Raw genomic sequence first — 25,325 nt, forward strand, 5'->3', positions numbered from 1 at the left:
TGCCTCTGAGAGCGTTCAAGATGAGTGGAATTCGACCACTATAGTGGAAGACCCTCTTCAGATCTGAGCACTTTCGCACAATCGCACGGCGACCCAATGAAGGGAAAGACGCCTCATGAAGAAACCCCCGCTCTCACATGACGCCACATACACCTCGAAGCGCTCGGGAAGCTACAAGCGCATTCTCACAACCCCGGCACTCATCCTGTTCGGTCTGGCCTATATGGTTCCCCTGACGGTCTTCACCACCATCGGCTATGTCAGCGAGCTGAGCCACGGGCATGTTGCGACCGCCTATGTGGTCACTCTCTCGGCGATGCTCTTCACCGCGCTCAGCTATGCGGCGATGGTGAGGACACAGCCGAGCTCCGGTTCCGCATACGCCTACGTTCGATCGAGCTTCGGAGCGAGAACCGGTTTCGTCGTCGGATGGACCCTGATGCTCGACTACATCCTGCTGCCGATGATCTGCTACCTGTTCTTCGGCATCTACATGCATGAGTACCTTCCGACCGTTCCGACTGCCGTCTGGATCATCGGTTCTGTGGTCGTCGTGACCGGACTCAACATCCTCGGAATCAGACTGGTCTCACGAATGAACCTGATCCTCGTGGGCGTGCAGATCATCTTCATCATCGTCTTCGCCAGTGCCTCGATTCGCACCATGAATGGTCAAGAGATCCCATCTCCGATCAGCCCGTTCCTCAACGGTGACATGCCCTTTGCCGGCATCATGGCAGGGGCGGCCATGCTGTGCCTGTCCTTCCTCGGCTTCGATGCGGTCTCGACACTGTCCGAGGAGGCCAAGAACCCGCGCCGCAGCATTCCGAAGGCGATCGTCCTGTGCACTCTCATCGGCGGTGGAATGTTCATCGTCATCGCCTACATCGCACAGATGGTCTTCCCCAGCTTTCGCTTCGCCAATGTGGATGCTGCCTCGCTCGAGATCATGCAACATGCCGGCGGCCAGTGGCTGTCCGCGCTCTTCACCGCCTGCTACTGTGCCGGACTTTTCGCCTGCGCCATGGCCTCCCAGGCCAGCGTGTCCCGCATCATCTACGCGATGGGGCGCGACGGGGCGCTGCCACGGAACTTCTTCGGAACTCTGGGCGCCCGCTTCGGCACACCGGTCAACGCGACGCTGGTCTCCGGTCTGTTCGGACTCACCGCACTCTTCATCGATGGCGACCTGGCGACCTCCGTCATCAGCTTCGGTGCTCTGACCGCGTTCAGCTTCGTCAATCTCTCTGTCATCAAACACCACATCGTCGACCGCCGGATGCACTCATTCGCGGACTGGCTGCGCTTCGGGCTTCTGCCCGCAATCGGCGTGGTCCTCACCCTCTGGCTGTGGACACAGCTGTCAGCTCATACCTTCGCCATCGGATTCTGCTGGGTTGTCGTCGGAGTCATCTGGCTGGCCGTGCTCACCCGGATGTTCCGCAAGCCGATGCCGGAGATCCGGCTCACCGACGCTGAGGAATCAGAAGTCGACACCGAGGACGCCGAATCCGTCTCCGCGCCAACCACCCAACACCAGTCCTGATCGCACCATCGTCACACAAGGAGATGAATCACGATGACGACAACACTGCCCGGCACCACTGCACCTACGGCCGACGATCAGTCGAACAGCGTCGCCGCACGCCAGCCTTCGGCATTGCAGGAACAGGCGCAGAAGCACCTGATCATGCACTTCACAGGGGCCGAGGCCTACGACTCCAAACCGCCGGCCATCATGTCTCGCGGCGAGGGCTGCTGGATCGAAGACGAGACTGGTCGACGCTACTTTGACGCTTTGGCGGGACTGTTCTGCGTCCAGGTCGGCTACAGCCACGGCGGAGAGATCGGCGAGGCGGTGAAGTCCCAGATGTCGGCTCTGCCCTACTACACGAACTGGGGTGCCGCACATCCGCCAGCCGTGCAGCTGGCGACGAAGCTCGCCGAACTGGCACCGGAGGGGCTCGAGAGAGTCTTCTTCACCTCGGGCGGAGGTGAGAGCAACGAATCCGCAGTCAAGTTGATTCGCCAATACCACCAAGCACGAGGCGAGAGCAGCCGCACCAAGTTCATCGCCCGTCGCGTGGCCTATCACGGGACCTCGTATGCGGCGCTGTCGATCAATGGCATGACGGCCTTCCGGAAGCCCTTCGAACCGCTCATGCACGGTGTGCGCCACGTGTCGAACACCAAGCGGTATATGCGACCGGTCGGTGAGACCGACGAACAGATGACCAAGCAGCTGATCGACGAGATCGAGTCGCTCATTCTCCAGGAGGGCGCCGACACCGTTGCCGGCATCTTCGTCGAACCCCTGCAGAACGCCGGCGGATCACTCGTACCGCCGCAGGGCTATTGCGAGGAACTGCGCCGAATCAGCGACAAGTACGGGGTGCTTCTCGTCGCCGACGAGGTGATCAGCGGATTCGGCCGCCTCGGCGAATGGTTCGCCTCGACCCGTTTCGGTCTGCGCCCGGACATCATCACCTTCGCCAAGGGCATCGCCTCCGGGCATGTGCCTCTGGGCGGAATGATCGCCACCAACGACGTCGTTGACACCGTGCTCAACGGCCCGGCGAAGATGTACATGCACGGTCTCACCTACGGCGGCAGCCCGAGCGCCTGTGCAGCGGCGCTGGCGAACATCTCGATCATGGAGCGTGAGGGCGTGCTTGCGAACGTCCGAGCGAATGAGAGCCACTTCCGGGAAAGGCTGCAGACATTGTCTGACGTCGAGTTCGTTGGAGACGTGCGCGGCGCTGGGTTCCACTACTCGATCGAACTGGTGACGGATAAGGCAGACGGTACCTGGTCGGGCACGATCAGTGCAGATGATTTCGTGAACGGTCATCTCAGCCCTGCGCTGAACGCCGCCGGAATCCTCTGCCGAGTGGCAGTTGACCATGGTGGAACCCCATTGGTCCAGTTCTCTCCACCGCTGATCATGACTCGGGAGGAGGTCGATTGGCTGGTCGAACGAGTGCGAGAAGTGTTCACTGATCTGGTTCCCCTTCTTCACTCCTGACACCGCTGAACGTCACCGGCGCTTGCGGACGCTTCGTTCAGAGGGGAAGCGTCCGCAAGTGCTATTCTGACGAATGCATCTCGACAGAACTCTTCGCTATTCATTCAACCTGCATGGAGTCCTTCTGACTGATTGGATGAGGGACGTCGGACGAAGCAGCAGCTTCGCGGGCGAATAGTCTCGGATGCCTCCACGCCAATTCACTGATTCGGGAGCTGGAACGTCCAACCGCTATCGAACTGGCGCAGGAATTTCGAGCGACCATGCCCCGCCTCGTTGCCATCGTCAAGGGAACCGCTACGTCTTCGGAGTGTTACCTCGCAGCCGGGAACGTTCCATTTCAGGAGTATTCAGCTTCCAGCGCACCCGTCGGGAACCGCACCATCACATCAATTTATCCACTCGCATCATCACATCGACAATCAGGAGAGAACATGTCCACACCGCGACGCGCGCTCGTCGTCATCGACGCTCAGCAGGAGTACTTCGAGGGTCTGCTGCAGGTCCAGTATCCCGATCGTGAGGACTCCAGCGCCCGGATCGTCCAGGCGATGGATGAGGCCGACCAAGCGGATGTCCCTGTGGTCCTGGTCCAGCATCAGGCGCCCGCCGGGTCCCCTGTCTTCGCGCCTGAGTCGGCGACCTATCCACTCCGTCCCGAGATCGAGGAGCGCGCGGCGGGTGCTTCCTTGCACGTCTCGAAAACCTTCGGGTCCGTCTTCGTGGGCACTGGCCTCGAGGAGTGGCTGCGAGAGCGTGAGATCGACACGGTCACTCTCGTCGGCTATATGACGAACAATTGCGTGCTCGCCTCCGCGGCCGGGGCCGAACCCCTCGGCATCAGCGTCGAGGTGCTTTCGGATGCGACCGGTGCGATCGACCTCGTCAATGAGGCGGGCTCGGCTTCTGCGCGGCAGGTGCATGAGACAATCATGGCGCTGCTCAATTCCAACTGGGCCTCGGTGGCCACCACGCAGACGTGGACCGAAGCGGTGCGCGCCCAGGCAGCGTTGCCTGGCGACAACCTCATCGAATCGGCGGCGCGGGGGCGTGCTCAGGCCTGAGCGCACTCGGACACGAGCATCGGAGGGAACGCTCCCGCCGATGCTCGTGCCCGGCCAGTGCGTCCGGTGATGCGCCTCAACCGTTCCAGCCGATGAACTCGGTGCGCTTCTCGTTCTCGTCGAACATCCACCCTGCCCTCTTGTAGTGCTTGAGCACGATACTCCGATTGCTCACTTCCAGTCGCCCTGCGGCCGCGATCCGATGTTCGACTGCGGACGCATCTTCAAGCCTGCGCAGCCAGATGCCGACACGCAGATTGCTCGGTCCTCCCGTGCTGGCCGAGCACAGCCGGGTTCCAGGCATATCGGAGATCTTCCGGACGGCGCTGTCAAGGTCGTGCGGGTCGGCGGCGATCTGGAGCATCAGGGTGTGTGACCATCCGCTTGAGGCAGGAGCCATCTCCACTCGCTGGGTGATGATCGAGTTCCGCGTCAGTCCGAGGATGAATCGTCGAGCGTGGGCTGTGGAGCATCCCAGGACCTGTGAGACCTGTGCGGCCGGTACTCGCGGGTCCTTCTCCAATTCCCCGAGTACCGCGAGGAATCGGGGATCGTCCAGGGAGACTCGAAGCGGACGAGGCGACTTGGTGCTGGGAATCCGCTCCCCAGCCAATGCCCCGATCGTCCACGCATCTCCTTCGCGGAACGTCTGAGTGAGGATGTTCGCTCGGATCTGCTGCACTCCCTCGGCTCCGCCGATGACATCGTTGATGATGCCGCGAAGTTCGTCGAGGGAGGCCGCATTTGCAGTGAGGTTGACGTTGAAGTGTCCGGTGACTTGCGTGAGAGTCATGATCCTCGGTTGTCTGGAGAGCTTTCGGCACAGCTGTTCGATACGGCGATTGACGCACGCCACTTCTATTTCGGCGAGAATCCGATCCGAGCCGGGCCCAGGATAGGTGGACGTCCAAATCGCACCAGTGTCCACGAGCCTGTGCCAGCGGCGCTTGGCCGCAGTGGGGGAGAGGCCGACACGGGAGCCGATCTGTGACCAGGGTGCGCGGAGATCGTGCTGCAAGGCGTCGAAGAGAGCGAAGTCCGTTTCGGACAGCAGGGCCGATCCCGGCATGGCCGGAATGTCCGTATTGATCATTTTTCGCCAATCAGAGTTGAAATCTGTGAGTTCTGGGTGATCGTATGTATCGATTTTTATGATTGTCAAGGAATGACCATCCGAGCGCAGTGCCCGTCCATGAGCCGCGCCGACACCAGGAGCAGAGAATGACAGTGACCAGCATCGTGTCCGAACTGAAAGAGGGCTTTCTCGCCGACCGCATCGGGCAACTGAGTGATGTCGCAGCAGACCTCCACGCGAATCCGGAGCTGCGCATGATGGAGCACCGAGCGTCGGCGCGTTTGGCCGACGAGCTCGAAGAGGCCGGTTTCGCTGTGGAGCGCGGATATGCTGGTCTTGACACGGCCTTCGTCGGCCGGTGGAGCACTCCGGATGCGGATGAGACGGCACCGAACATCGCGATCTACTGCGAATACGATGCTCTCCCGGGAATCGGACACGGGTGCGGCCACAACATCATTGCGGCTTGTGGTCTGGGCGCGGCGCTGCTGGTCAAAGATCTCCTCAGTGACAGGCCGGGGACCCCGGCGCGGCTCACGGTGGTCGGCAGCCCGGGAGAGGAGGGATCGGCAGGTAAGGTGCCGATGATCGAAGCGGGAGTGCTTGACGAAGTCGATCTGGCAATGATGATCCATCCGGGTATCACCAACAACAGCGATATCGTCACCCTGGCATGCGCGGAATTCGAGATCACCTTCACCGGGAGGGCCAGTCATGCCGCTTCTGAGCCGGAGGAGGGAGTGAACGCCCTGGATGCGAGCACGCTCTCACTCAACGCCATTGGATTGCTGCGCCAGCAGCTGCCCGACGACATCCGGATCCACAGCATCATCACCGACGGCGGCCAGGCACCCAATGTCATCCCTGAATCGTCGTCGATCCTGTGCTTGGTGCGGGGCAAGGACAATGAGCAGCTGCTGGACAACGTCATTCCGCGAGTGAAGCGATGCTTCGAAGGTGCGGCGCTCGCCACCGGAACGACAGTGGAGATCACTCAGGACATTCCGGCCTATCTGGCCATGGAACCGAGCCCTGGTCTGGCGGAGCTTGCCACCGAAGCCTTCATCGCCTGTGGCCGGGAGATGAACCTCACTCCCATCGGTGCGGGATCAACCGATATGGGCAATGTCTCCCAGGTTGTTCCCTCAATCCATCCGATCATCGCACTGGATGAGGGGCTCGTCCCGCATACACGTGAGTTCGCCGCAGCCTCGGGCAGCGCCGAGGCAGTCCCGGTCATCGCCGACGGTGCCGTGATCATGGCTGCCACCACCCTGCACGTCCTGCAAAACCCGAGCCTGGTCGCCGACTTCGCCGCGGAGTTCGAGTGCCGCTGAGGACTCAGGCTGATAGATGTCCTTCCACGGAGTCGGTGGTGCAGTCCTGGAGTCGCACCGCCGGTGCTCTTTGTGGCAACACCGCCCGTCACCCGTCCTCCGACGGCTCGATCAACGAGTCAGTCGGCCCGGGGCGGTCAGCCGCCTGCCGTCGGCCACGTGTCTGAACCATCGATAGTGCACCTCAGGAGTCGCGGTGTCGAGGTCCGGTGCTCCACGTCCCTGCCGCAGGTCGGCACCGGTGACGGTGCGGACCTCGACGGAGAACCGGGCCAGGCCGGTGCGATTGGGGACGCTGCGGTGCATCTGTGAGGCGGAGAAGCACAGCAGGTCGCCGGGTTCGATGACGATCGGCAGCTCTGCTGAGTCGCTGATCGCCTCCGCGGGTTCGGGGATGAGCGGGACCAGCTGCTGTCTGGCGGCGACGGGTCTCCAGTCGGCACTGGTGTTGGCCACCGGCCGCTGCCACAGAGCGGGAGCGAAGCTGATCGTCCGCTCGTGCGTGATGGGGAAGATCGGGGTCCACCAGTTGGTCTGGGCCGCGATGTTCGATCCCCAGGTGTCGCGATGCCATCCCGTGCCTCGCTGGTCGTGCGCCGCACCGGGCGGGAGCATCCGCAGACTGACCCTGTCCCACCAGGTGTCGGCAAGGTTGACCCCGGCGCCCTCGAGGGCAGCCAGAGCGGCTTCGCGGACTCCCGCATCGGTGCGCACCGCCTCGCGGAGTCCCGTGATGATCGCGTCGAGCGCCTCCTGCTCGAGCGCAGCATGGGCGGTTTCGGGATCGATCCCGTCGAACCGCTCAAGGATGAGGTCGGCGATCCGGTCTCGGAACGTCTCGAGACCGGGAGGACGGGAGAAGATCAGCAGGGCGCCGCCGAAGATCAGCTCGCCTCGGCGCCGGTCATCGATCGGGTCGTGGACGATGTGGACGGTCGACATGGTCTGTTCCTCTCCTCCCGCCCATTGTGCCTCCCCGTCCCACGCGAGTGCCAGAGGACCGCGGATGCCGGCGGACCACCCGAGTGCCAGAGGACCGCGGATGCCGGCGGACCGCGCGAGTGCCGGCGGACCGGGCCAGGACGCGCCGAATTCCGCGCCGGTGCCCGGTTCGTCGACCTCGCGGCGCGAAGACGCTGGAGCTCCTCGGTCCCGCGGCCTACGCTGGTGGTGAGAGAGGGGAGACCATGGAGGACTCACATGCCCCCGAGACGGAGGGCCTGCGATTCCGGCCCGCCACCCGGGACGTCTTCGACGACGTGGTCGAGATGCTCGGACCCAAGCGCCGCCCCGACGCGCAGGCCTGCTGGTGCCTGACGTATCGCCTCGGCACGCGGGAGGCGGCGACGCTCGACGCGCACGACCGACGGGAGCGGGTCTTCGACCTGTGCGGACGCACTCCCGCCCCCGGCGTCCTCGCCTATGCCGGCGCCGAGGTGGTCGGCTGGGCCGGCGTCGCCCCGCGGTCGGAGGTCGCCGACCTCCGCGACGAGACCGTCTTCCCGCGGATCGACGACATCGAGCCATGGTCGATCTTCTGCCTGCGCACCAGGGCCGGACACCGGCGCCAGGGTATCGGCCGGCAGCTCATCGATGGGGCCGTCGAATTCGCCCGAGCTCATGGCGGCGAGGTCATCGAGGCCTACCCGCTCGACACTGCCGAGAAGGTAGACGCCATCCACACCTATCCCGGACTGCGGTCGATGTTCGAGGAGGCCGGGTTCGACAAGGTCGCGGACACCCGTTCACGAGTGGGAGGGGTGCCGCGGATCGTCATGCGACGGTGGCCGGGGTGAGTCTCGCCGCCGCCTTGACATGCGTCGCGGTCCGGCTACGATCGCACATACCCTGAGTCGTCGCTCCGGTGCCCGGAACGACGGACGGCTCTCAGGCGTGTTCGACCCCGAATGAGGAGGAGATCATGGACCCACGTCATGTCCCAGTGGACGTTCCCGACGGCGACAGGATCGAGCAGTCTCTGGAGGTCGATCCGGAGGACGATTCGCTCTACCCCGATGATGTCGCCGCGGGACGGGGCGCGGGGACGCTCGAAGCCGATCCCGGTGACGTCCTCGAGCAGTCATTGGAAGTCGATCTCGACGACGAAGACGACCAGGTCGTCTGAACGGCACGCGCAGACGACGACGCCCGGCATTCCTCAGGTGGTGACCTGGAGGAATGCCGGGCGTCTGTCAGTCGATGGTCATGGTCCAGCGCTGCATGAGACCCAGCGGCGCGGAACCGACCGATTGCCCGATGCGCATCAGGCGGGTGGCATCAAGCGGCCAGGGGAGTCGTCTCCCGCAGCGACGAGCCCGTGAACAGCACAGTGCGGCCGGTCGCGTCACAGATCGTGACCTGTCCGGAGTCCTCGCGGCTGATCCTGGGATCGATGAGGCCGGCATGCTCGACGGCACGCTGCACCCATTGTGGGAACTGAGTCATCGGTTCCCTCCTTTCCTTCATTCTTCGGTGAATGGCGTGCATCGACGCACGCGATTCCTGTCGTGATTGAGTCGGTGGCCATCCGACGGAGTCGGCGGCTGACCGACTGGTTCGCCGTGGGGTGGGTCGTCCGACACGGCGGGGGATATGCCTTGACGAAGAGACACGAGTCCGTGGCCGATCATGTGCAAAGACGAACATCCGCTGAAGATCTCAACCGAGAGACGAATCGTCTGTCGGGACGATCTGCGTGTTCCATGGGGCCGGACGCCTTCGAAGGCAAGACATCAGCTTAGCGGACGCCGGAAGATCACGTCAAATCGGGACCACTGACGCGCCTTCCGGTGCTCGAGACCCCGACCGACTGCGGTCAGGGCGCCGTGGTCGTCCTGCGCACCCGATGCCAGATCAGTGCCGTGGCGGCCAGCAGCACCAGCCCGAGCACGAGGAGGCCCAGCGGCAGGTACTGCTGCGGCGTGATCACCGTCGTCAGCGCCGAGTTCTCGCCGACGTCGGCGGTGCCCTCGTCACCCGCCGAGGCGGCGTCGGCGGCGGCCCCGGCACCGCTGTGCTCGCCCTGGGCCTGACCGGTCGTGGTCTCGGTCGGTGACGGACTCGCGAGAGGACCGAGCGCCACGGTGTCGACGACCTCCGGGTCCGTCTGCGCGAAGTCCCATTCGAGCAGGTCGACGGCGGCCTGGCGCGAGCTGTTCTCGGCGCCGAGGAGTGCCGAGACCACGCGCTTCCCGTCGCGTTCGGCCACGGCGACGTAGGCTCCCTTGGCCGTCGTCGTGTAGCCGTTCTTCAGCCCGAGCCCACCGTCGACCTGACCGACGATCTTCGTGTGGTTCTGGATCTCGTAGCCCTTGAACGTCTCCTTCGTGTCCGGGTTCCGGCCGCCGGGGAAGGCGTAGGTCTCGGTGCCGATGACGTCCATGAGGTAGTCGTTCTCGCACACCGCCCAGGCGAGCTTCATCATGTCGGCGACCGTCGTGTACTGCTCCTCGTCGTCGAGGCCCGAGGTGTTGGTCGCCTGGGTGTCGTCCATGCCCAGTTCGGCGGCCTTCGCGTTCATCAGCGCGACGGCCTTCTCCTGGCCGCCGGCCGCCCGCCCGAGGGCGTTCGCGGCATCATTGGCGCTCGACATGAGCATCGCGTGGAAGAGGTCGTCGACGGTGTAGTCGTTCGTCTGCATGATCCCGACCTTGGTGCCGTCGATCGCCATGTCCTCGAATTCGGCGCGCACCTTCTGCTCGGGATCGTCGAGGACGTCGACGAGGGCGAGTGCGGTGAGCAGCTTGATCGTCGAAGCGGGTGCATGCCTCCGCTCGAGCTCCCGGCCGGCATGGACCTCGCCCGTGTCGAGGTCACCGACGGCCCACGACACCGCGACGGGCTCGGGCGCCTTCGCTCCGTCGCCGAGGTCGGCAGGAGACTGGTAGATCGTCTCCGGCTTCGGTGTCGCCGCGTCCGCCGGGGCGCCGGTGGGGGAGAGGAGCGCCTGGGCGAGGACGAGCAGCACGACGAGGGCGCAGCCGAGGGCCCACTGGGCGATTGGGAGGGTACGACGCATGCGGGCCAGTTTACGGTGCGCGCGGGCAGGGGATTTCCAGGTTCCGATCACCTTTCCCCGCACGAATCGGGTCCATCAGTGACGAGCGCGGCGCAGAGTGACCAGTTCCACGCGCGGGGACCGGGAACACGGAAGCGGCCGCGCACCTGTCGGTGCACGGCCGCTTCCGCGGTTGTCGGTCAGGATCCGCGTCAGAACCCCGGTCTCGCGCCAGAACTCCTGCTCAGGTCAGAACGCGCGCTGGAGGACCGCCTGCTTCACCTCGGCGATGGCCTTGGTGACCTCGATGCCGCGCGGGCACGCCTCGGTGCAGTTGAAGGTGGTGCGGCAGCGCCACACGCCCTCCTTGTCGTTGAGGATCTCCAGGCGCATGTCCCCGCCGTCGTCGCGCGAATCGAAGATGAAGCGGTGCGCGTTGACGATCGCGGCGGGACCGAAGTACTGCCCGTCGGTCCAGAACACGGGGCACGACGAGGTGCACGAGGCGCAGAGGATGCACTTGGTCGTGTCGTCGAAGACCTCGCGCTGCTCCGGCGACTGCAGGCGCTCCCGCGTGGGCTCGTGGCCGGAGGTGATGAGGAACGGCATGATCTCGCGGTACGACTGGAAGAAGGGCTCCATGTCGACGATGAGGTCCTTCTCCAGCGGCAGGCCCTTGATCGCCTCGACCGTGATCGGCTTGCTCGTGTCGAGGTCCTTGAGCAGGGTCTTGCACGCCAGCCGGTTGCGACCGTTGATCCGCATCGCGTCCGAGCCGCACACGCCGTGGGCGCAGGAGCGGCGGAACGACAGGGAGCCGTCGATGTCCCACTTGATCTTGTGCAGGGCGTCGAGCACACGGTCCGTACCGTACATGGTGACCTGGTAGTCCTCCCAGTGCGGCTCCTCGTCGGCCTCGGGGTTGAACCGAGCGATCCGGATCGTGCAGTCGAAGGACGGGATCTCGCCCTCGCCCCCGGCGAGGTGGTCGGGCAGATCGACCTTCGACGCCGGTTCCGGTGTGTTCGTGTCGGTGCTCATCAGTACTTACGCTCCATCGGCTGGTAACGGGTGACGACCACGGGCTTCGTCTCCAGACGCATGCCGCGGATTCCGTCGGTCTCGGCGTTCGGATCGAGGTAGGTCATCGTGTGGTGCATGAAGTTCTCGTCGTCACGGTCCGGGAAGTCCTCCCGGAAGTGCCCGCCGCGCGATTCCTTGCGGTGGATGGCGGCGACGGCGATGACTTCGGCGAGCTCGAGGAGGAAGCCCAGCTCCACGGCTTCGAGCAGATCGAGGTTGTAGCGCCTGCCCCGGTCCTGGATGCCGATGTTGGCGTAGCGCTCGCGCAGCTTCGCGATCTCGTCGAGGGCCTCGCGCAGGGTCTCGTCGGTGCGGAACACCTGGACGTTGGCGTCCATGATCTCCTGCAGGTCCCGGCGGATTGCGCCGATGCGCTCGGTGCCGTCCGAGGCCCGCATCTTCTCGATCATCGCGACGGTCTCGGCCTCCGGGTTCTCCGGCAGGTCGACCATCTCGGCGCCGAGCGCGTACTCGGCGGCGGCGATGCCCGCCCGCTTGCCGAAGACGTTGATGTCGAGCAGCGAGTTGGTGCCCAGACGGTTCGAACCGTGGACGGACACGCAGGCGCACTCGCCGGCGGCGTAGAGACCCGGGATGACCGTGTCGTTGTCGGCGAGCACCTCGGAGGCGACGTTCGTCGGGATTCCGCCCATCACGTAGTGCGCGGTCGGGAACACCGGCACCGGCTCCGTGTAGGGCTCGACGCCGAGGTAGGTGCGGGCGAACTCGGTGATGTCGGGCAGCTTCGCATCGATGTGCGCCGGCTCGAGGTGGGTGAGGTCGAGGAGGACGTAGTCCTTGTTGGGACCGCAGCCGCGGCCCTCGCGGACCTCGTTGGCCATCGACCGGGCGACGATGTCACGCGGGGCGAGGTCCTTGATCGTCGGGGCGTAGCGCTCCATGAAGCGCTCACCCTCGGAGTTGCGCAGGATCGCGCCCTCGCCGCGGGCCGCCTCGGACAGGAGGATGCCGAGACCGGCCAGGCCGGTGGGATGGAACTGGAAGAACTCCATGTCCTCGAGCGGGATGCCCCGGTTGTAGGTCACGGCCATCCCGTCGCCGGTCAGCGTGTGGGCGTTCGAGGTCGTCTTGAAGACCTTGCCCACGCCGCCGGTCGCGAAGACGACCGACTTCGCCTGGAAGACGTGGATCTCGCCGGTGGCGAGCTCGTAGGCGACGACGCCGGCGGGCCGGCGGACTCCGTCGACCTCGGTCATCACGAGGTCGAGGACGTAGAACTCGTTGTAGAACTCCACCCCGTGCTTGACGCAGTTCTGGTAGAGGGTCTGGAGGATCATGTGACCGGTACGGTCGGCGGCGTAGCAGGAGCGGCGCACGGGCGCCTTGCCGTGGTCGCGGGTGTGACCGCCGAAGCGGCGCTGGTCGATGCGGCCCTCGGGGGTGCGGTTGAACGGCAGCCCCATCTTCTCCAGATCGAGGACGGCGTCGATGGCCTCCTTCGCCATCACCTCGGCGGCATCCTGGTCGACGAGGTAGTCACCGCCCTTGACGGTGTCGAAGGTGTGCCACTCCCAGTTGTCCTCCTCCACGTTCGCCAGGGCGGCGCACATGCCGCCCTGGGCGGCACCGGTGTGGGACCGGGTGGGGTAGAGCTTCGTGAGGACGGCGGTCCTGGCGCGCTGCCCGGATTCGATCGCCGCGCGCATGCCTGCGCCGCCGGCACCGACGATGACGACGTCGTACTGATGTACCTGCATGTTTCTCCTTTTAGCCGGCCTGGCAGAACGACGCCAAGAGCTTGGGATCAGCGTTGGCCGGGCAGGGATCGAAAGTGAATATGACGAGCGTGCCGAGCACGATGATGACGGTCGCGGCGATGTAGAGGATCACCTGCAGGCTCATCCTGGTCGCCGGCTTCTCGGCATAGTCGATGATGACGGTGCGCAGTCCGTTGGTGCCGTGCAGCATGGCCAGCCACAGCATGAGCAGGTCCCAGATCTGCCAGAACGGGCTGGCCCACTTGCCGGCGACGAATCCGAAGTCGATCTGCTTGACGCCCTCACCCGACCACAGGTTGACGAAGAGGTGGCCGAAGATGAGGACGACGAGGATGATGCCGGAGACGCGCATGAACAGCCATGCGAACATCTCGAACTTCGACCGCGTGGACTTGTGCCGCGAGTAGCCGGTGCGCGGGGCCGGGATGGATGTCGTGCTCATGTCAGCCTCCGAAGGTGTGCATCAGCTGGCGGGGAACGAACGCGGCCATGACGATGAGCCACAGCACCATGACTCCCCAGAACAGCTTCTTCTGGTTTCTCGTGCCGCCCTTGGAGAAGTCGACGAGAATGACGCGCAGGCCGTTGAACGCATGGAAGGCGATCGCGGCGACGAGCGCGATCTCACCGATGGCCATGAAGGGGGTCTTGTAGGTTCCGATCACGGCGTTGTAGGCCTCGGGCGAGACGCGGACGAGGGCAGTATCGAGCACGTGGACCAACAGGAAGAAGAAGATGCCGACGCCGGTGACGCGATGCGCGACCCAGGACCACATTCCTTCGTTTCCTCGGTACAGAGTGCCCGTAGACGCTTTGGCCACGGAGCATCCTCCATCTTGGATTAATCGACTGTGTACATCCAAAAACTACGCTCAACGCCGCCTGCTTGCCAGTCGGAGCCCCGCCCGGCGTGGAGGATCACACTCTACTTCCTGGAAGTTCCCTCAAAACCGGTGACCGGCGTCGTGTCCGTTTTCAATTACCGCATGGTGATGTTCTCTAAATGAGGGTGGGGTTCTCCCCACCCCGACACGGCGGAGGGCATCGGAGGGACAGTGCCCGACCTTTGAGACACTGAGGGGGTGAACAGTCACTTCCACGCAATCATCCCCGCCGGCGGTTCCGGAACCCGGCTCTGGCCGCTCTCGCGCAAAGCGACCCCGAAGTTCCTCCACGACGTGCTCGGCACCGGCAGGAGCCTGCTCCAGTCGACGTGGGACCGCGTCGCTCCCATCGTCGGCGACGACAGGGTGTGGGTGGTGACGGGGGAGAGCCACCGCGACCAGGTCGCCGAGCAGCTGCCGGGTCTGTCCGCGGAGAAGATCCTCGCCGAGCCCTCGCCCAAGGATTCGGCCGCGGCCATCGGACTGGCGACGATGCTCATCGCCCGTGAGGACCCCGAGGCGATCGTCGGGTCGTTCTCCGCCGACCACTCGATCACCAACGTCGACGAGTTCCGAGCCGTCATCGACCAGGCGTGCGCGGCCGCCGCCACCGGCGACATCGTCACGGTCGGGATCATGCCCAGCCATCCCGCCACCGCCTACGGCTACATCGAGACCGGTGCCCTGCTCGGACTCCCCGGGGCGCCGAGCGCCCGCCGCGCGAGGGCATTCGCCGAGAAGCCGGAGGCGAGCACCGCCCGCCGCTACGTCGACTCCGGGCGCTACCGGTGGAATGCGGGCATGTTCATCGCGCAGGCCACGGCGCTGCTCGAGATCCTCGAGCACGAGGACCCGACCCTGCACTCCGGGCTGAGCGCGATCGCCGAGGCGTGGGGGACGGCCCGGCAGCAGACCGTGCTCGCCGAGGTGTGGCCGGGCCTGGAGAAGCGGGCCATCGACTACGTCGTCGCCGAACCCGCCGCTGCCGCCGGCCGGGTGATCGTCATCCCCGGAGACTTCGGCTGGGACGACGTCGGCGACTTCGACTCCGTGGCCCGGCTGCGCCAGCCGGTGCCCGGCGAGCCGCGCGGAGTGATCTCGATCGGCGGGTCCTGCGACATCGTCGAGGTCGACGCGTCGGGGGTCGTGTTCTCCGAGCAGCCCCGCACCGTCGCGATCGTCGGCCTCGAGGACCTCGTCGTCGTCGACACCGAGGACGTCCTCCTCATCACCTCCCGCTCGCACGCCCAGGACGTGAAGAAGGCGGTGTCCGCCGCCGGGGAGCGGGGGCTCGAGGACCTGCTCTGAACAGGCCCGGGGCGGCCCGGGACTGCGCCTGTATGTCGAAATTGGTCGCGGAATGCACTCCGATGACGTTGAATGTCTAGCATGGCAGTCAATGTTCCTCGACCCCGCAGCGCTCCCGCAGGGAGATGCACTCCCTGAAGGACCCGACGTGATCAGCTCCCGCATCGCTGACATCGAGGCGGAACTCATCGAGTTCCGCCGCGATATCCATGCCCACCCCGAGCTGTCGTTCCAGGAGTTCGCGACCACCGACAAGATCGTCGCCCGGCTCGAGGCGGCCGGTCTGACCCCGCAGCGGCTCGAGGGCACGGGCCTCGTCTGCGAGGTCGGGTCCGGGCCGTTGGCCCTTGCGCTGCGCGCGGACATCGACGCCCTCCCCGTCGACGACCTCATCGACGAGGAGTTCAGGTCGACGGTGCCCGGGGTCGCCCACGCCTGCGGCCACGACGTCCACCTGACGGCGCTGATGGGCGCCGGCATCGCCCTGCAGCGCATCCACACCTCCACCCCCGGCGGCCTCGGCGCCAGGGTGCGCCTGATCTTCCAGCCGGCGGAGGAGGTCACCCCCGGCGGAGCCCTGCGCGTCATCGCCCAGGGCGTCCTCGACGATGTCCCCGAGGTCTACGCCCTCCACTGCGACCCCAACGTCGACGTCGGGAAGGTGGGGTCGCGCATCGGCGCGATCACCGCCGCCGGCGACACCCTCATCATCCGGCTCAGCGGCCATGGCGGGCACACCTCCCGCCCGCACCTCACCGAGGATCTCGTCTACGCCCTGGCCAAGCTCGCCACCGACCTGCCGTCGACGCTCGGCCGCCTCATCGACCCGCGGCACGCGATCTCCCTCGTGTGGGGAGAGATCGGCTCCGGCCATGCCGCCAACGTCGTCCCCAGTGAGGGGATCCTCCGGGGCACCCTGCGCTGCCTCGACGTGGCCGGCTGGAATCAGGTCGCCGAGGTGCTGCCCGGGCTCGTCGAGAGGATCGCCGGTCCTTACGGGGTCGAGGTCGACCTCGAGCATCGGCGCGGAGTGCCCCCGGTCGTCAACACGGAGGAGCAGGTCACCCTCATCGAATCTGCCGTGCGCGGCGAGCTCGGGGAGAACGCGGTGCAGCTGACCCCGCAGTCCATGGGCGGGGAGGACTTCGCGTGGTACCTCACCCACTGCCCGGGTGCTCTCGTGCGGGTCGGCACCCGGACCCCCGGCGGAACGACCTACGACATCCACCAGGGCGACCTCCTCGTCGACGAGTCGAGCGTGGGGGTGGCGGCGCGGATCTACGCCGCGACGGCGCTCAAGGCGATCGACGCCAGGCGCTGATCGCCGCTCGACGCCGAGGTGGGCGTGTGCTCGGTCTGGTCGTGGGTGTGCTCGGCGTCGCGGCGGGCGTGTGCTCGGGCCGGGTCCGGCGTGGACCCCGGACTCAGGCTGAGCCGATACCCTTGAGACCATGAGAGCGAAGGGCCTGAACGCGACACTGATCGCCGCACTCGCAGCCTTCGGCCTCCTCGCCTCGACCGGCTGTTCCGTGACGACACCGGAACCCGTCGAGGAGCCCACGCCCGGATGCCTGATCTCGGCCCCGGCCGGATTCGACGACCACTCGGCCGGCGCCCTGACCCTGGCCGAGACCCAACGGGCGCGCGCGGCAGGCATCTTCTCGTCCACCTCGAGCCAGCGGGTCAGCGATGGATCGACCACCTCGGCGGCACTGGAGCGGATGAGCGATCAGGGCTGCGCGCTGACGATGGTCATCGGCCCGGGGGGATCCGACGAACTGCGCCACCATGCCGAGGACCAGCCCGAGGATCTCTTCCTCGGGATCGCCAGCGGGCGCGACGACTATCCCGACAACGTGCTGAGCATGGACTTCGACCTCATACCGGCGGCCTTCATCGCCGGGTACACGGCGGCCACGGCCAGCGAGACCGGCGAGGTCGCCGCCCTCGTCTCCCAGGGGTTCCCGCAGGCGGAGGACCTCCTTGACGCCTTCGACGCGGGAGTCGAGCTGCACAACAGGGAACAGGAGGACGAGGACGCCGAGGACGTCGCCTCCTACCGGGAGTCGCGGATCGCCGGTCGGACCGTGCCCGACACCGAGCGCGGCGGCCGTGAGTTCTTCGACACGGCCGTCGACACAGATGTCGACGTCGTCGTCCCCTTCGGTTCCGCGGCATCGGTGGGCGTGGTCACCTCTGCCACCGAGGCGCACACCGAGGCGAGCACCGCCGGACTCGACTCCGAGGAGGAGCCCATCCTGCCGAAGGTCATCTGGTACGGCACCTCCGGGGAGTTCAGCGATGCGGTCATCGCGACGATCACTCCCAACGTCCGCCGGGGTCTGCGCGCGATGTTCCCGCAATGGCCGCAGAGCCGCAATCCCGACGAGGTGGCCGAACCCGTCGACACGCAGCCGGTGGACATCGGCGGTTTCCTCGTCGCCGAACGCCACTACGAGGGCACGATCTCGAACGGAGGGGTGGGGATCACGGCCGAGGACGGCTTCCTCTCCCGGGTCTCCGACGCCGGTCGCAACATCGCCGATCTGCGCGAGCGGATCAAGAGCGGCGCCATCGACCCGCAGGAGTCCTAGGAGTCGCGGCCTCGCGGAGGCGGGGGCGCTGATCCGATAGGCTGGCGGGGTGTTGAATAATCCCGCCGGAGTCGCAGCAGACGACCCCATCCTGCAGTTGCCCAAGGTCTCCCTCCACGATCACCTCGACGGCGGTCTGCGACCTGCCACGATGATCGAACTCGCCGATGCGATCGGCCACGAGCTTCCCGCCACCGAGCCCGAGGCGCTCGGGAAGTGGTTCAGCGATTCGGCGAACTCCGGTGACCTCGTCCGCTACCTCGAGACGTTCTCCCACACGGTGGCCCTCATGCAGAACCGCGAGGGACTCGTGCGCGTGGCGAGGGAATGGGTGCTCGACCAGGTCGCCGACGGCGTCTTCTACGCCGAGGCGCGGTGGGCGCCCGAGCAGCACCTCGAGGGCGGACTCGAACTCGACGAGGTCGTCGACGCGGTCCAGGAAGGACTCGAGGCCGGGGTCGCCGAGGCCTCGGCGGCGGGGAAGTACATCCGGGTCGGCCAGCTCATCACGGCGATGCGGCAGGCGGACAATTCGCTCGCGATCGCCGAGCTCGCGATCCGGCACCGGGAGAAGGGCGCGGACTCCGGGGTCGTCGGCTTCGACATCGCCGGACCCGAGAACGGCTTCCCGCCCTCGGCGCACCTCTCGGCCTTCAACGCCCTCCACCAGGCCTTCGTCCCCGTGACCATCCACGCCGGCGAGGCCGCCGGCCGGGACTCCATCCACGAGGCCGTGACCATCTGCCATGCCCAGCGCATCGGCCACGGCGCACGGATCGTCGAGGACATGGACATCGTCGACGGCCAGGGACAGCTGGGCCGGCTCGCCGCCTGGGTCCTCGACCAGCAGATCCCGCTCGAGCTGTGCCCGAGCTCCAACCTCCAGACCGACATCGGCGGCACGATCGCCGACCATCCGATCACGGGTCTCAAGGACCTCGGCTTCGCGGTCACCATCAATCCCGACAACCGGCTGATGTCGGGGACCTCGGTCAGCCGCGAGATGCGTCTGCTCGTCGACGAGGCGGGCTGGACCCAGACCGACCTCGAATGGGCGACCGTCAACGCCGTCACCGCCGCCTTCCTGCCACTGGACGTGCGCGAACGGATGCTCGACGAGATCCTCATCCCCGGTTTCGCCCGGGTCACCGTGTGATCCAGGTGCATGAGATGAGTGCGAGAAGTGCGAACGGGGAGCCGAGTCGGGGCGGGGGCGCGGGCGGCGCAGACGTGCGCGCACCCCGGGCGATGCTCCTCGTCGTCGTCGTCCTCGGCCTCCAGGCGGCCGGATTGGTGGCGGCCGCGGCGACCTTCGTCGTCACCGCCTTCACTGCCGGAGGCCTCGCCGGTTCGCTGCTCGGTCTGGCGGTGATGTTCCTCATCTTCGCCGCGGGCATCGCCGCAGCCGCCCGGGGCTCCTGGCGGCTGCACCGGTGGGCCCGCCCGGCGGCGATCGCATTCGAGCTCCTCGTCATCCTCTTCGGGATCAACGTCCTCGGCGGAGCCCCCTGGTTGGGGATCGCCGCGATCGCCTCGGCCGTGGCTGTGATCATCGGCTACTTCCTGCCGCCCGTCGTCGCCGCCTACAACCGGGCGCTCGCGGACTAGACCGGCCGAGGCCCCTGCTCAGCCGAGGTGCTCGGCGCAGGCCTCGGTGAGGAAGTCCCCCGCGACACCGCCGTCCTGATTGAGGCTGATGGCCGTCATCTGAATGCCCCACCAGACCTTCGGTGAACCGCCCCAGGCCTGCCGGAACTCCTCCCGCTTGCTCGGGTCGGCGGCGAGGTCGTCGGCGGCCAGCGAGATCCTCTCCTGGGCGTCCTCGGCGGTGCAGCGGGTCTCGTCATCGGGGCTCTGCGGTTCGAGCTCCGGGATGTCCTCGGAGTCGACTGTCGTCAGCCGGTAGGCCGAACCGCCGACCTCCTCGACCTCGAACGTGCCGTGGACGAGCAGGAACGGCGCCTGCTCGCGATCGACGTTCTGCGCATCGACGGTCACGCTCACGCTGTCCGGGGTGTCGGCGGTGACGGTGACCTCGCCCGATTCGGGCAGATCGGGGTTGCCGGCATGGATCCACACCTTGAGGTACGCCTCCGACTTCCCGGCCGCCTCGGCGAGGCCCTTCCACAGGGGATCGACGTCCTTCCCGCCTCCCGGGGAGGAGTCGACGATCGACACCTTTGGGGCGCTGGCCGGGGTCTCGATCGGCGTGATCTCCTCGGGGCTCAGCGATGGCCGGGGTGCGGGTCGGGTGTCTCCCGAGGTGGGGACGCAGGCGGTGGTCGTGGCCAGCACTGCGGCAGCGGACAGGAGGGCAAGTGAGCGAATGCGCATGGTTCCTCGAAGAAGTGGTCGTGGCGGTGCTTGTCCACCAGCCTAGGGTGCGGCGAGGCCAGAGCCCGTGCGGACGCGCTGGGCAGGCTGTGATTGGTCGGCTGCCGCGCTGGATCGACGGCCCGCTGGGTGCGGCGAGGCACGAAAGGGAGGCTCTGGAACGGACCGCCCCGTGCGGCGAGGCATCCACGAGTCCGGAGACGACGGCCACAACGCTGCGAGGCGCCGGGGGAGCGGGCTCAGTCGGCGTCGGCGTCGAATCCTGTCGAGAGCACTCGCAGGAGGGAGGCGAGTTTGCGCTGCTGGGCGGGAGTGAGATCGCCGAGGATCTCCTGCTCGCGTTCGAGCAGCTCGGCGAGCGCATTGTCGACCGTGACGCGCCCGGACTCCGTCAGGCGCACGAGCACGCCTCGGCGGTCGTCCGGGTCGGGCAGACGTTCGACCCAGCCGGCGGCGACGAGCCGGTCGATGCGGTTCGTCATCGTCCCGCTCGTCACCAGCGTCTCCTGGAGCAGACTGGAGGGGGAGAGCTGGTAGGGCTCACCCGAGCGACGCAGGGCCGAGAGCACGTCGAAGGCCCAGACCTCGATGCCGTAGTCGGTGAAGCTCGCCCTCCGGGCCAGATCCAGCTGCCGGGAGAGCCTGGTCACCCGGGACAGGATCTCCATCGGCGAGACATCGAGATCCGGGCGCTCGTGGCGCCACGCCGCAACGATCCGATCGACCTCATCCATGATCCGATTTTACGTCCACATCAAGAATCTTGACCACAAAGATACTTCTTCACGAGAGATTGGCAACTCTCATGGCCTGCAGGTTTGGAGACACGGGTGCGGATGGGAATAAAGTGGGGACTGGTTGTTGCATCCGTCAACGCAGCTGCGGGGCCAGAAGGGTCCGCAGAAGAAACGAAGGAAGACACGTGGATCTTTTCGAGTATCAAGCACGTGACCTGTTCGAGAAGCACGGAGTGCCCGTGCTCAAGGCCAAGGTCGCCACGACACCAGAAGAAGCGAAGAAGGCAGCCGAAGAGCTCGGCGGCGGCACCGTCGTCGTCAAGTCCCAGGTGAAGATCGGCGGCCGTGGCAAGGCCGGCGGTGTCAAGGTCGCGAAGAACCCCGACGAGGCCCAGGCCCGTGCGGAAGAGATCCTCGGCCTCGACATCAAGGGCCACATCACGGAGAAGGTGATGATCGCCGAAGGTGCGGACATCGCCGAAGAGTACTACTTCTCGGTCCTCCTCGACCGCTCCAACCGCACCTACCTCGCCATGTGCTCGAAGGAAGGCGGAATGGACATCGAGCAGCTGGCCGAAGAGCGCCCCGAGGCGCTCGGCAAGGTCCCGGTCAGCGCGATCGACGGCATCGATGCCGCCAAGGCCGAGGAGATCGCCGCCGCCGCCGGCTTCGATGCCGAGACCGCCGCCAAGATCGCCCCCGTGCTGACCACGCTGTGGACCGTCTTCGAGAAGGAAGACGCCACCCTTGTCGAGGTCAACCCGCTCGTCAAGACCGGTGCCGGTGAGATCATCGCCCTCGACGGCAAGGTCTCCCTCGACGACAACGCCGACTTCCGTCAGCCCGAGCACGCCGACCTCGTCGACATCAGTGCCGAGGATCCGCTCGAGCTCAAGGCCAAGAAGCTCGACCTCAACTACGTCAAGCTCGACGGCCAGGTCGGGATCATCGGCAACGGCGCGGGTCTCGTCATGTCGACCCTCGACGTCGTCGCCTATGCCGGGGAGAACCACGGCGGAGTCAAGCCCGCCAACTTCCTCGACATCGGAGGCGGCGCGTCCGCCGAGGTGATGGCCAACGGCCTCGATGTCATCCTCGGCGACGAACAGGTCGAAAGCGTCTTCGTCAACGTCTTCGGCGGCATCACCGCGTGCGACGCGGTCGCCAACGGCATCGTCAAGGCGCTCGAGATCCTCGGTGACTCGGCCACGAAGCCCCTCGTCGTCCGCCTCGACGGCAACAACGTCGACGAAGGCCGCAAGATCCTGGCAGATGCCAACCACCCCCTCGTCACCCTGACCGACACCATGGACGGTGGAGCCGACAAGGCCGCCGAACTGGCTGCTGCCAAGTAAGGAAAGGTCTTTACACCCATGTCTATCTTCCTGAATTCCGATTCGAAGATCATCGTCCAGGGCATCACCGGTGGCGAGGGCACCAAGCACACCGCGCGGATGCTCGCGGCGGGATCGAACGTCGTCGGCGGCGTCAACGCTCGCAAGGCGGGCACCACCGTGAAGCACGCTGACAAGGACGGCAACGAGCTCGAACTCCCCGTGTTCGCCTCCGTCTCCGAGGCGATGGAGGCCACCGGGGCCGACGTCTCGGTGGCATTCGTGCCCCCGGCCTTCTCCAAGGACGCCGCGATCGAGGCCATCGATGCGAAGATCGGTCTCCTCGTCATCATCACCGAGGGCATTCCCGTTCAGGACTCGGCCGAGGTCTGGGCCCGTGCTCAGGCGGCCGGCAATGCGACCCGCATCATCGGCCCGAACTGCCCCGGCATCATCTCCCCGGAGCAGTCCCTGGCCGGCATCATCCCGGCGAACATCACGAAGAAGGGCAAGCTCGGCCTCGTCTCGAAGTCGGGCACCCTGACCTACCAGATGATGTACGAGCTGCGTGACCTCGGCTTCTCCACCGCGATCGGCATCGGCGGTGACCCGGTCATCGGCACCACCCACATCGACGCCCTCGAGGCCTTCGAGAAGGACCCCGAGACGGAGGCGATCGTCATGATCGGCGAGATCGGCGGCGACGCCGAGGAGCGGGCCGCGGCCTACATCAAGGAGAACGTGACGAAGCCTGTCGTCGGCTACGTCGCCGGCTTCACCGCTCCCGAGGGCAAGACCATGGGCCATGCCGGCGCCATCGTCTCCGGCTCCTCGGGCACCGCGCAGGCGAAGAAGGAGGCCCTCGAAGCCGCCGGCGTCAAGGTCGGCAAGACCCCGACCGAGACCGCCCAGCTCATGCGCGAGCTCCTCGCCTGAGATCTGCAGCCGTGCCGGCATGCGCCGGCGCCAGGACTGCCGCCGGATCCCGTGGGACCTGCGCCTGATCGAATCGCTTCGACGGCCCCGAGCACTTCCGCTCGGGGCCGTCGTCGTACCGCAACGGCGGCACTGCTCAACCGGCCCGGATCGCCAACTGGATCTCGGTGAGCAGGCGATCGCGCGGATCGCTGAGGTCGAGGCCCGTGAGTTTCTGTGCTCGCCCGAGTCGATACCTCAACGAGTTCGGGTGCACGGACAGCGAACGTGCCGCCTCCCGCAGTCCGCCGCCCGCGACGAGGAACGCGCGCAGGCTGTCGACGAACGCGGAACCATGGTCCCTGTCGTGGGCGGCGAGGAGGTCGAGGCGGGGATCCCGCAGCTGGGCGTGCGCGGCAATCAGATCGAGAGTCTCCCTCAACAGCACGGATGTGCGAGATTCCGACAGGGTCGAGACCCGCCGGGAGGTGTCGTCGACGGCATCGAGGACCCGGTCGACCTCGTGCCGTGCCGCGCGAACCCTGCTGATCCCGGGTACGGGGGCGGCCAGGGCGGCGTGCAGGCGACCGCCGTCGAGAGCAGGGCGGGATTCGAGTCGGACGAGCATCTGCTCGAGCCAATCGGTGATGACACCGGAGGGCCCCGGTGCTGGGAGCAGGACGTACGCGCGGGAGTCGAGCAGAGCAGTGACCGCGCCGGCGGCGTAGGCTCTGACATGGAGTTCGAGAAGCGAGAACACCGCGCCCAGGGCATCGTCGTCGGCGGATGCGATTCCGATGAGAGCCAGATCGGACTCGACGGGAATCGCGAAGTAGCCAGCGGCGATCTCACTGCCGACCTCACTGTGGGCGGAAAAGAGCCCGCGGATCATCCTGCCCTCGGTCGTGTGCACGACGGTGCTGCGCTGGAGCATCCCCGCGGCGCTCGCCGCTGCGCCGAGGACGACCTCCTCGGCTCCGGACGGGAACTCCTCGGCGCCCTCCTGCACCCAGATCGACCCCAGCAGCATGCCGGTGGGGCTGTGGATTCCGGCGACGAGGCGCCGCTTCATCCCCAGGGGATCGGCAGCCGGTACGTCGATCACCTGATCGGGGACGCGCAGGGAGGACATCACCCCCGTCTCCCTGAGCCAGGCCATCGAGTCCGGAGGAGCCTCCCGGCCGAGGATCGCGCGGGTGCGCAGTTCGTCGGCGCCCTTGCCCGACGACGAGTACGCGAGCACCCTCTGGTGCTCGGCATCCTCGATCGTGACCAGCCCACCCGTTCCCTCGGCGATCACCTCGGCCAGGTCGAAGAGGTCGGTCGCCGAGGCGGAGCTCGCCTCCGCGCGCCCGCTCTCGCGTTCGAGCCGGTTCTGCAGCTGGGAGAACACGATCTCCCAGCGGGCGCGCGCATCGATGACGATGAGGAGGACTCGCCGGGCCTCGCACTGGTCCCGCAGGGCAGCGGTGACGGAGGCCGGCTTGATCACGAGTCCGGCTGGTGCTCGGGACCGCAGTGACAGAGCCGTGAGCCAGCAGCCGATGGATTCGGGAGAGGCTCCCGCGACGAGGACGAGGTCGGTGGCCCCGACCGGAGATCGCTCCGTGAGCTCGTCGGCACCGAGGATGGTCACGGAATCGATGAGAACGTCGTCGGCCCATTCGGGCGGCGGCAGGTGCTCCGGCACCCGCGTCGATTCCAGACATGTCAGCACCTCGGTGAGTCCCAACGACATGCGACACCCCCATCCCTTCATTCGATCGTACCAATATTCGCGCTGAGTTTTGGATTGATGTGCGAAGTGTCCGGGGGTGGGGAGTGATCGAATAAGGGGAGTCCACCCATTTCAACGAGGAGATGACATGAACGAGAAGTCCGCACGCAGTGGTCAGCCGA

24 protein-coding genes are annotated in these 25,325 nt (G+C 66.4%); 13 read left to right on the forward strand and 11 right to left on the reverse strand.

Features of this window, described 5'->3' with window-relative positions; translation table 11 throughout:
* The first annotated feature begins 115 nt into the window (after positions 1–115).
* From DFO65_RS01040 to DFO65_RS01050, 3 genes are all read left to right on the forward strand, one after another.
* The gene (locus DFO65_RS01040; protein WP_113902556.1) at positions 116–1,546 is read left to right on the forward strand and encodes an APC family permease; all 1,431 of its coding nucleotides are present in this window, start codon (positions 116–118) and stop codon (positions 1,544–1,546) included.
* A gap of 33 nt (positions 1,547–1,579) precedes the next feature.
* Positions 1,580–3,025: an aspartate aminotransferase family protein gene (locus tag DFO65_RS01045; protein WP_113902557.1), complete on the forward strand. Its 1,446-nt coding sequence runs from the start codon at positions 1,580–1,582 to the stop codon at positions 3,023–3,025.
* A gap of 434 nt (positions 3,026–3,459) precedes the next feature.
* On the forward strand, positions 3,460–4,089 hold the full coding sequence (locus DFO65_RS01050) for an isochorismatase family protein (protein ID WP_113902558.1): 630 nt from the start codon (positions 3,460–3,462) through the stop codon (positions 4,087–4,089).
* Between the two features lie 76 nt (positions 4,090–4,165).
* Here DFO65_RS01050 and DFO65_RS01055 read toward each other — a convergent pair whose 3' ends face one another.
* The gene (locus DFO65_RS01055; RefSeq protein ID WP_147233198.1) at positions 4,166–5,251 is read right to left on the reverse strand and encodes an AsnC family transcriptional regulator; all 1,086 of its coding nucleotides are present in this window, start codon (positions 5,249–5,251) and stop codon (positions 4,166–4,168) included.
* A 59-nt stretch (positions 5,252–5,310) separates the two neighbouring features.
* Between DFO65_RS01055 and DFO65_RS01060 the strand changes: the two genes are divergently transcribed.
* Positions 5,311–6,501 carry a M20 family metallopeptidase gene (locus tag DFO65_RS01060; RefSeq protein ID WP_113902560.1) on the forward strand — a complete coding sequence of 397 codons (1,191 nt, stop codon included), beginning with the start codon at positions 5,311–5,313 and terminating at the stop codon, positions 6,499–6,501.
* 111 nt (positions 6,502–6,612) lie between these two features.
* On the opposite strand, the gene DFO65_RS01065 is transcribed toward DFO65_RS01060, so the two are convergent.
* The gene (locus DFO65_RS01065) at positions 6,613–7,443 is read right to left on the reverse strand and encodes a phytanoyl-CoA dioxygenase family protein (RefSeq protein ID WP_113902561.1); all 831 of its coding nucleotides are present in this window, start codon (positions 7,441–7,443) and stop codon (positions 6,613–6,615) included.
* A 245-nt stretch (positions 7,444–7,688) separates the two neighbouring features.
* Between DFO65_RS01065 and DFO65_RS01070 the strand changes: the two genes are divergently transcribed.
* The gene (locus tag DFO65_RS01070; protein WP_113902562.1) at positions 7,689–8,297 is read left to right on the forward strand and encodes a GNAT family N-acetyltransferase; all 609 of its coding nucleotides are present in this window, start codon (positions 7,689–7,691) and stop codon (positions 8,295–8,297) included.
* Between the two features lie 125 nt (positions 8,298–8,422).
* Entirely contained in the window at positions 8,423–8,626 is a 204-nt protein-coding gene (locus tag DFO65_RS01075; protein WP_147233200.1) for a hypothetical protein, read from the forward strand.
* A 152-nt stretch (positions 8,627–8,778) separates the two neighbouring features.
* Here the strand turns inward: DFO65_RS01075 and DFO65_RS17000 are convergent, their stop codons facing one another.
* The 6 genes from DFO65_RS17000 to sdhC form a co-directional block, all read right to left on the reverse strand.
* The gene (locus DFO65_RS17000) at positions 8,779–8,946 is read right to left on the reverse strand and encodes a hypothetical protein (protein WP_181778563.1); all 168 of its coding nucleotides are present in this window, start codon (positions 8,944–8,946) and stop codon (positions 8,779–8,781) included.
* Between the two features lie 370 nt (positions 8,947–9,316).
* Complete coding sequence (locus DFO65_RS01080; protein WP_113902564.1) at positions 9,317–10,519, reverse strand: D-alanyl-D-alanine carboxypeptidase family protein; 1,203 nt, start codon at positions 10,517–10,519, stop codon at positions 9,317–9,319.
* Between the two features lie 228 nt (positions 10,520–10,747).
* Positions 10,748–11,539, reverse strand: coding sequence for a succinate dehydrogenase iron-sulfur subunit (locus DFO65_RS01085; protein WP_113902565.1), 792 nt, complete (start codon positions 11,537–11,539; stop codon positions 10,748–10,750).
* Positions 11,539–13,299 carry a succinate dehydrogenase flavoprotein subunit gene (gene sdhA, locus DFO65_RS01090; protein ID WP_113902566.1) on the reverse strand — a complete coding sequence of 587 codons (1,761 nt, stop codon included), beginning with the start codon at positions 13,297–13,299 and terminating at the stop codon, positions 11,539–11,541. Before sdhA ends, DFO65_RS01085 begins: the two co-directional genes overlap by 1 nt.
* 10 nt (positions 13,300–13,309) lie before the next feature.
* On the reverse strand, positions 13,310–13,762 hold the full coding sequence (locus tag DFO65_RS01095; protein WP_113902567.1) for a succinate dehydrogenase hydrophobic membrane anchor subunit: 453 nt from the start codon (positions 13,760–13,762) through the stop codon (positions 13,310–13,312).
* 1 nt (position 13,763) lies between these two features.
* Positions 13,764–14,141, reverse strand: a complete 378-nt coding sequence (gene sdhC / locus DFO65_RS01100; protein WP_113902568.1) for a succinate dehydrogenase, cytochrome b556 subunit — start codon at positions 14,139–14,141, stop codon at positions 13,764–13,766.
* A gap of 261 nt (positions 14,142–14,402) precedes the next feature.
* Here sdhC and DFO65_RS01105 point away from each other — a divergent pair, with 261 nt between their 5' ends.
* The 5 genes from DFO65_RS01105 (at position 14,403) to DFO65_RS01125 (ending at position 19,714) form a co-directional block, all read left to right on the forward strand.
* Complete coding sequence (locus DFO65_RS01105; RefSeq protein WP_113902569.1) at positions 14,403–15,512, forward strand: mannose-1-phosphate guanylyltransferase; 1,110 nt, start codon at positions 14,403–14,405, stop codon at positions 15,510–15,512.
* A 148-nt stretch (positions 15,513–15,660) separates the two neighbouring features.
* Positions 15,661–16,833 carry an amidohydrolase gene (locus tag DFO65_RS01110; RefSeq protein ID WP_245940408.1) on the forward strand — a complete coding sequence of 391 codons (1,173 nt, stop codon included), beginning with the start codon at positions 15,661–15,663 and terminating at the stop codon, positions 16,831–16,833.
* A 130-nt stretch (positions 16,834–16,963) separates the two neighbouring features.
* The gene (locus DFO65_RS01115; protein ID WP_113902571.1) at positions 16,964–18,106 is read left to right on the forward strand and encodes a BMP family ABC transporter substrate-binding protein; all 1,143 of its coding nucleotides are present in this window, start codon (positions 16,964–16,966) and stop codon (positions 18,104–18,106) included.
* Positions 18,107–18,155: 49 nt separating this feature from the next.
* Complete coding sequence (locus DFO65_RS01120; protein ID WP_113902572.1) at positions 18,156–19,262, forward strand: adenosine deaminase; 1,107 nt, start codon at positions 18,156–18,158, stop codon at positions 19,260–19,262.
* A 14-nt stretch (positions 19,263–19,276) separates the two neighbouring features.
* A complete protein-coding gene (locus tag DFO65_RS01125) occupies positions 19,277–19,714 on the forward strand; it encodes a hypothetical protein (protein WP_245940409.1) in 438 nt (145 codons plus the stop codon).
* 18 nt (positions 19,715–19,732) lie between these two features.
* On the opposite strand, the gene DFO65_RS01130 is transcribed toward DFO65_RS01125, so the two are convergent.
* Both DFO65_RS01130 and DFO65_RS01135 read right to left on the reverse strand, forming a co-directional pair.
* A complete protein-coding gene (locus tag DFO65_RS01130; RefSeq protein ID WP_113902574.1) occupies positions 19,733–20,440 on the reverse strand; it encodes a hypothetical protein in 708 nt (235 codons plus the stop codon).
* Positions 20,441–20,679: 239 nt separating this feature from the next.
* Positions 20,680–21,174 carry a MarR family winged helix-turn-helix transcriptional regulator gene (locus tag DFO65_RS01135; RefSeq protein ID WP_113902575.1) on the reverse strand — a complete coding sequence of 165 codons (495 nt, stop codon included), beginning with the start codon at positions 21,172–21,174 and terminating at the stop codon, positions 20,680–20,682.
* 188 nt (positions 21,175–21,362) lie between these two features.
* On the opposite strand from DFO65_RS01135, the gene sucC reads away from it, so the two are divergent.
* The gene (gene sucC, locus DFO65_RS01140; protein ID WP_113902576.1) at positions 21,363–22,532 is read left to right on the forward strand and encodes an ADP-forming succinate--CoA ligase subunit beta; all 1,170 of its coding nucleotides are present in this window, start codon (positions 21,363–21,365) and stop codon (positions 22,530–22,532) included.
* Positions 22,533–22,550: 18 nt separating this feature from the next.
* Positions 22,551–23,447 (forward strand): succinate--CoA ligase subunit alpha, encoded by an 897-nt coding sequence (sucD, locus tag DFO65_RS01145; protein WP_113902577.1) that lies wholly within the window; start codon positions 22,551–22,553, stop codon positions 23,445–23,447.
* Between the two features lie 136 nt (positions 23,448–23,583).
* On the opposite strand, the gene DFO65_RS01150 is transcribed toward sucD, so the two are convergent.
* Positions 23,584–25,164: a PucR family transcriptional regulator gene (locus DFO65_RS01150; RefSeq protein WP_113902578.1), complete on the reverse strand. Its 1,581-nt coding sequence runs from the start codon at positions 25,162–25,164 to the stop codon at positions 23,584–23,586.
* Positions 25,165–25,325: the final 161 nt, after the last annotated feature.

The sequence above is a fragment of the Brevibacterium sanguinis genome (assembly GCF_003315415.1).
Taxonomy (GTDB): domain Bacteria; phylum Actinomycetota; class Actinomycetes; order Actinomycetales; family Brevibacteriaceae; genus Brevibacterium; species Brevibacterium celere_A.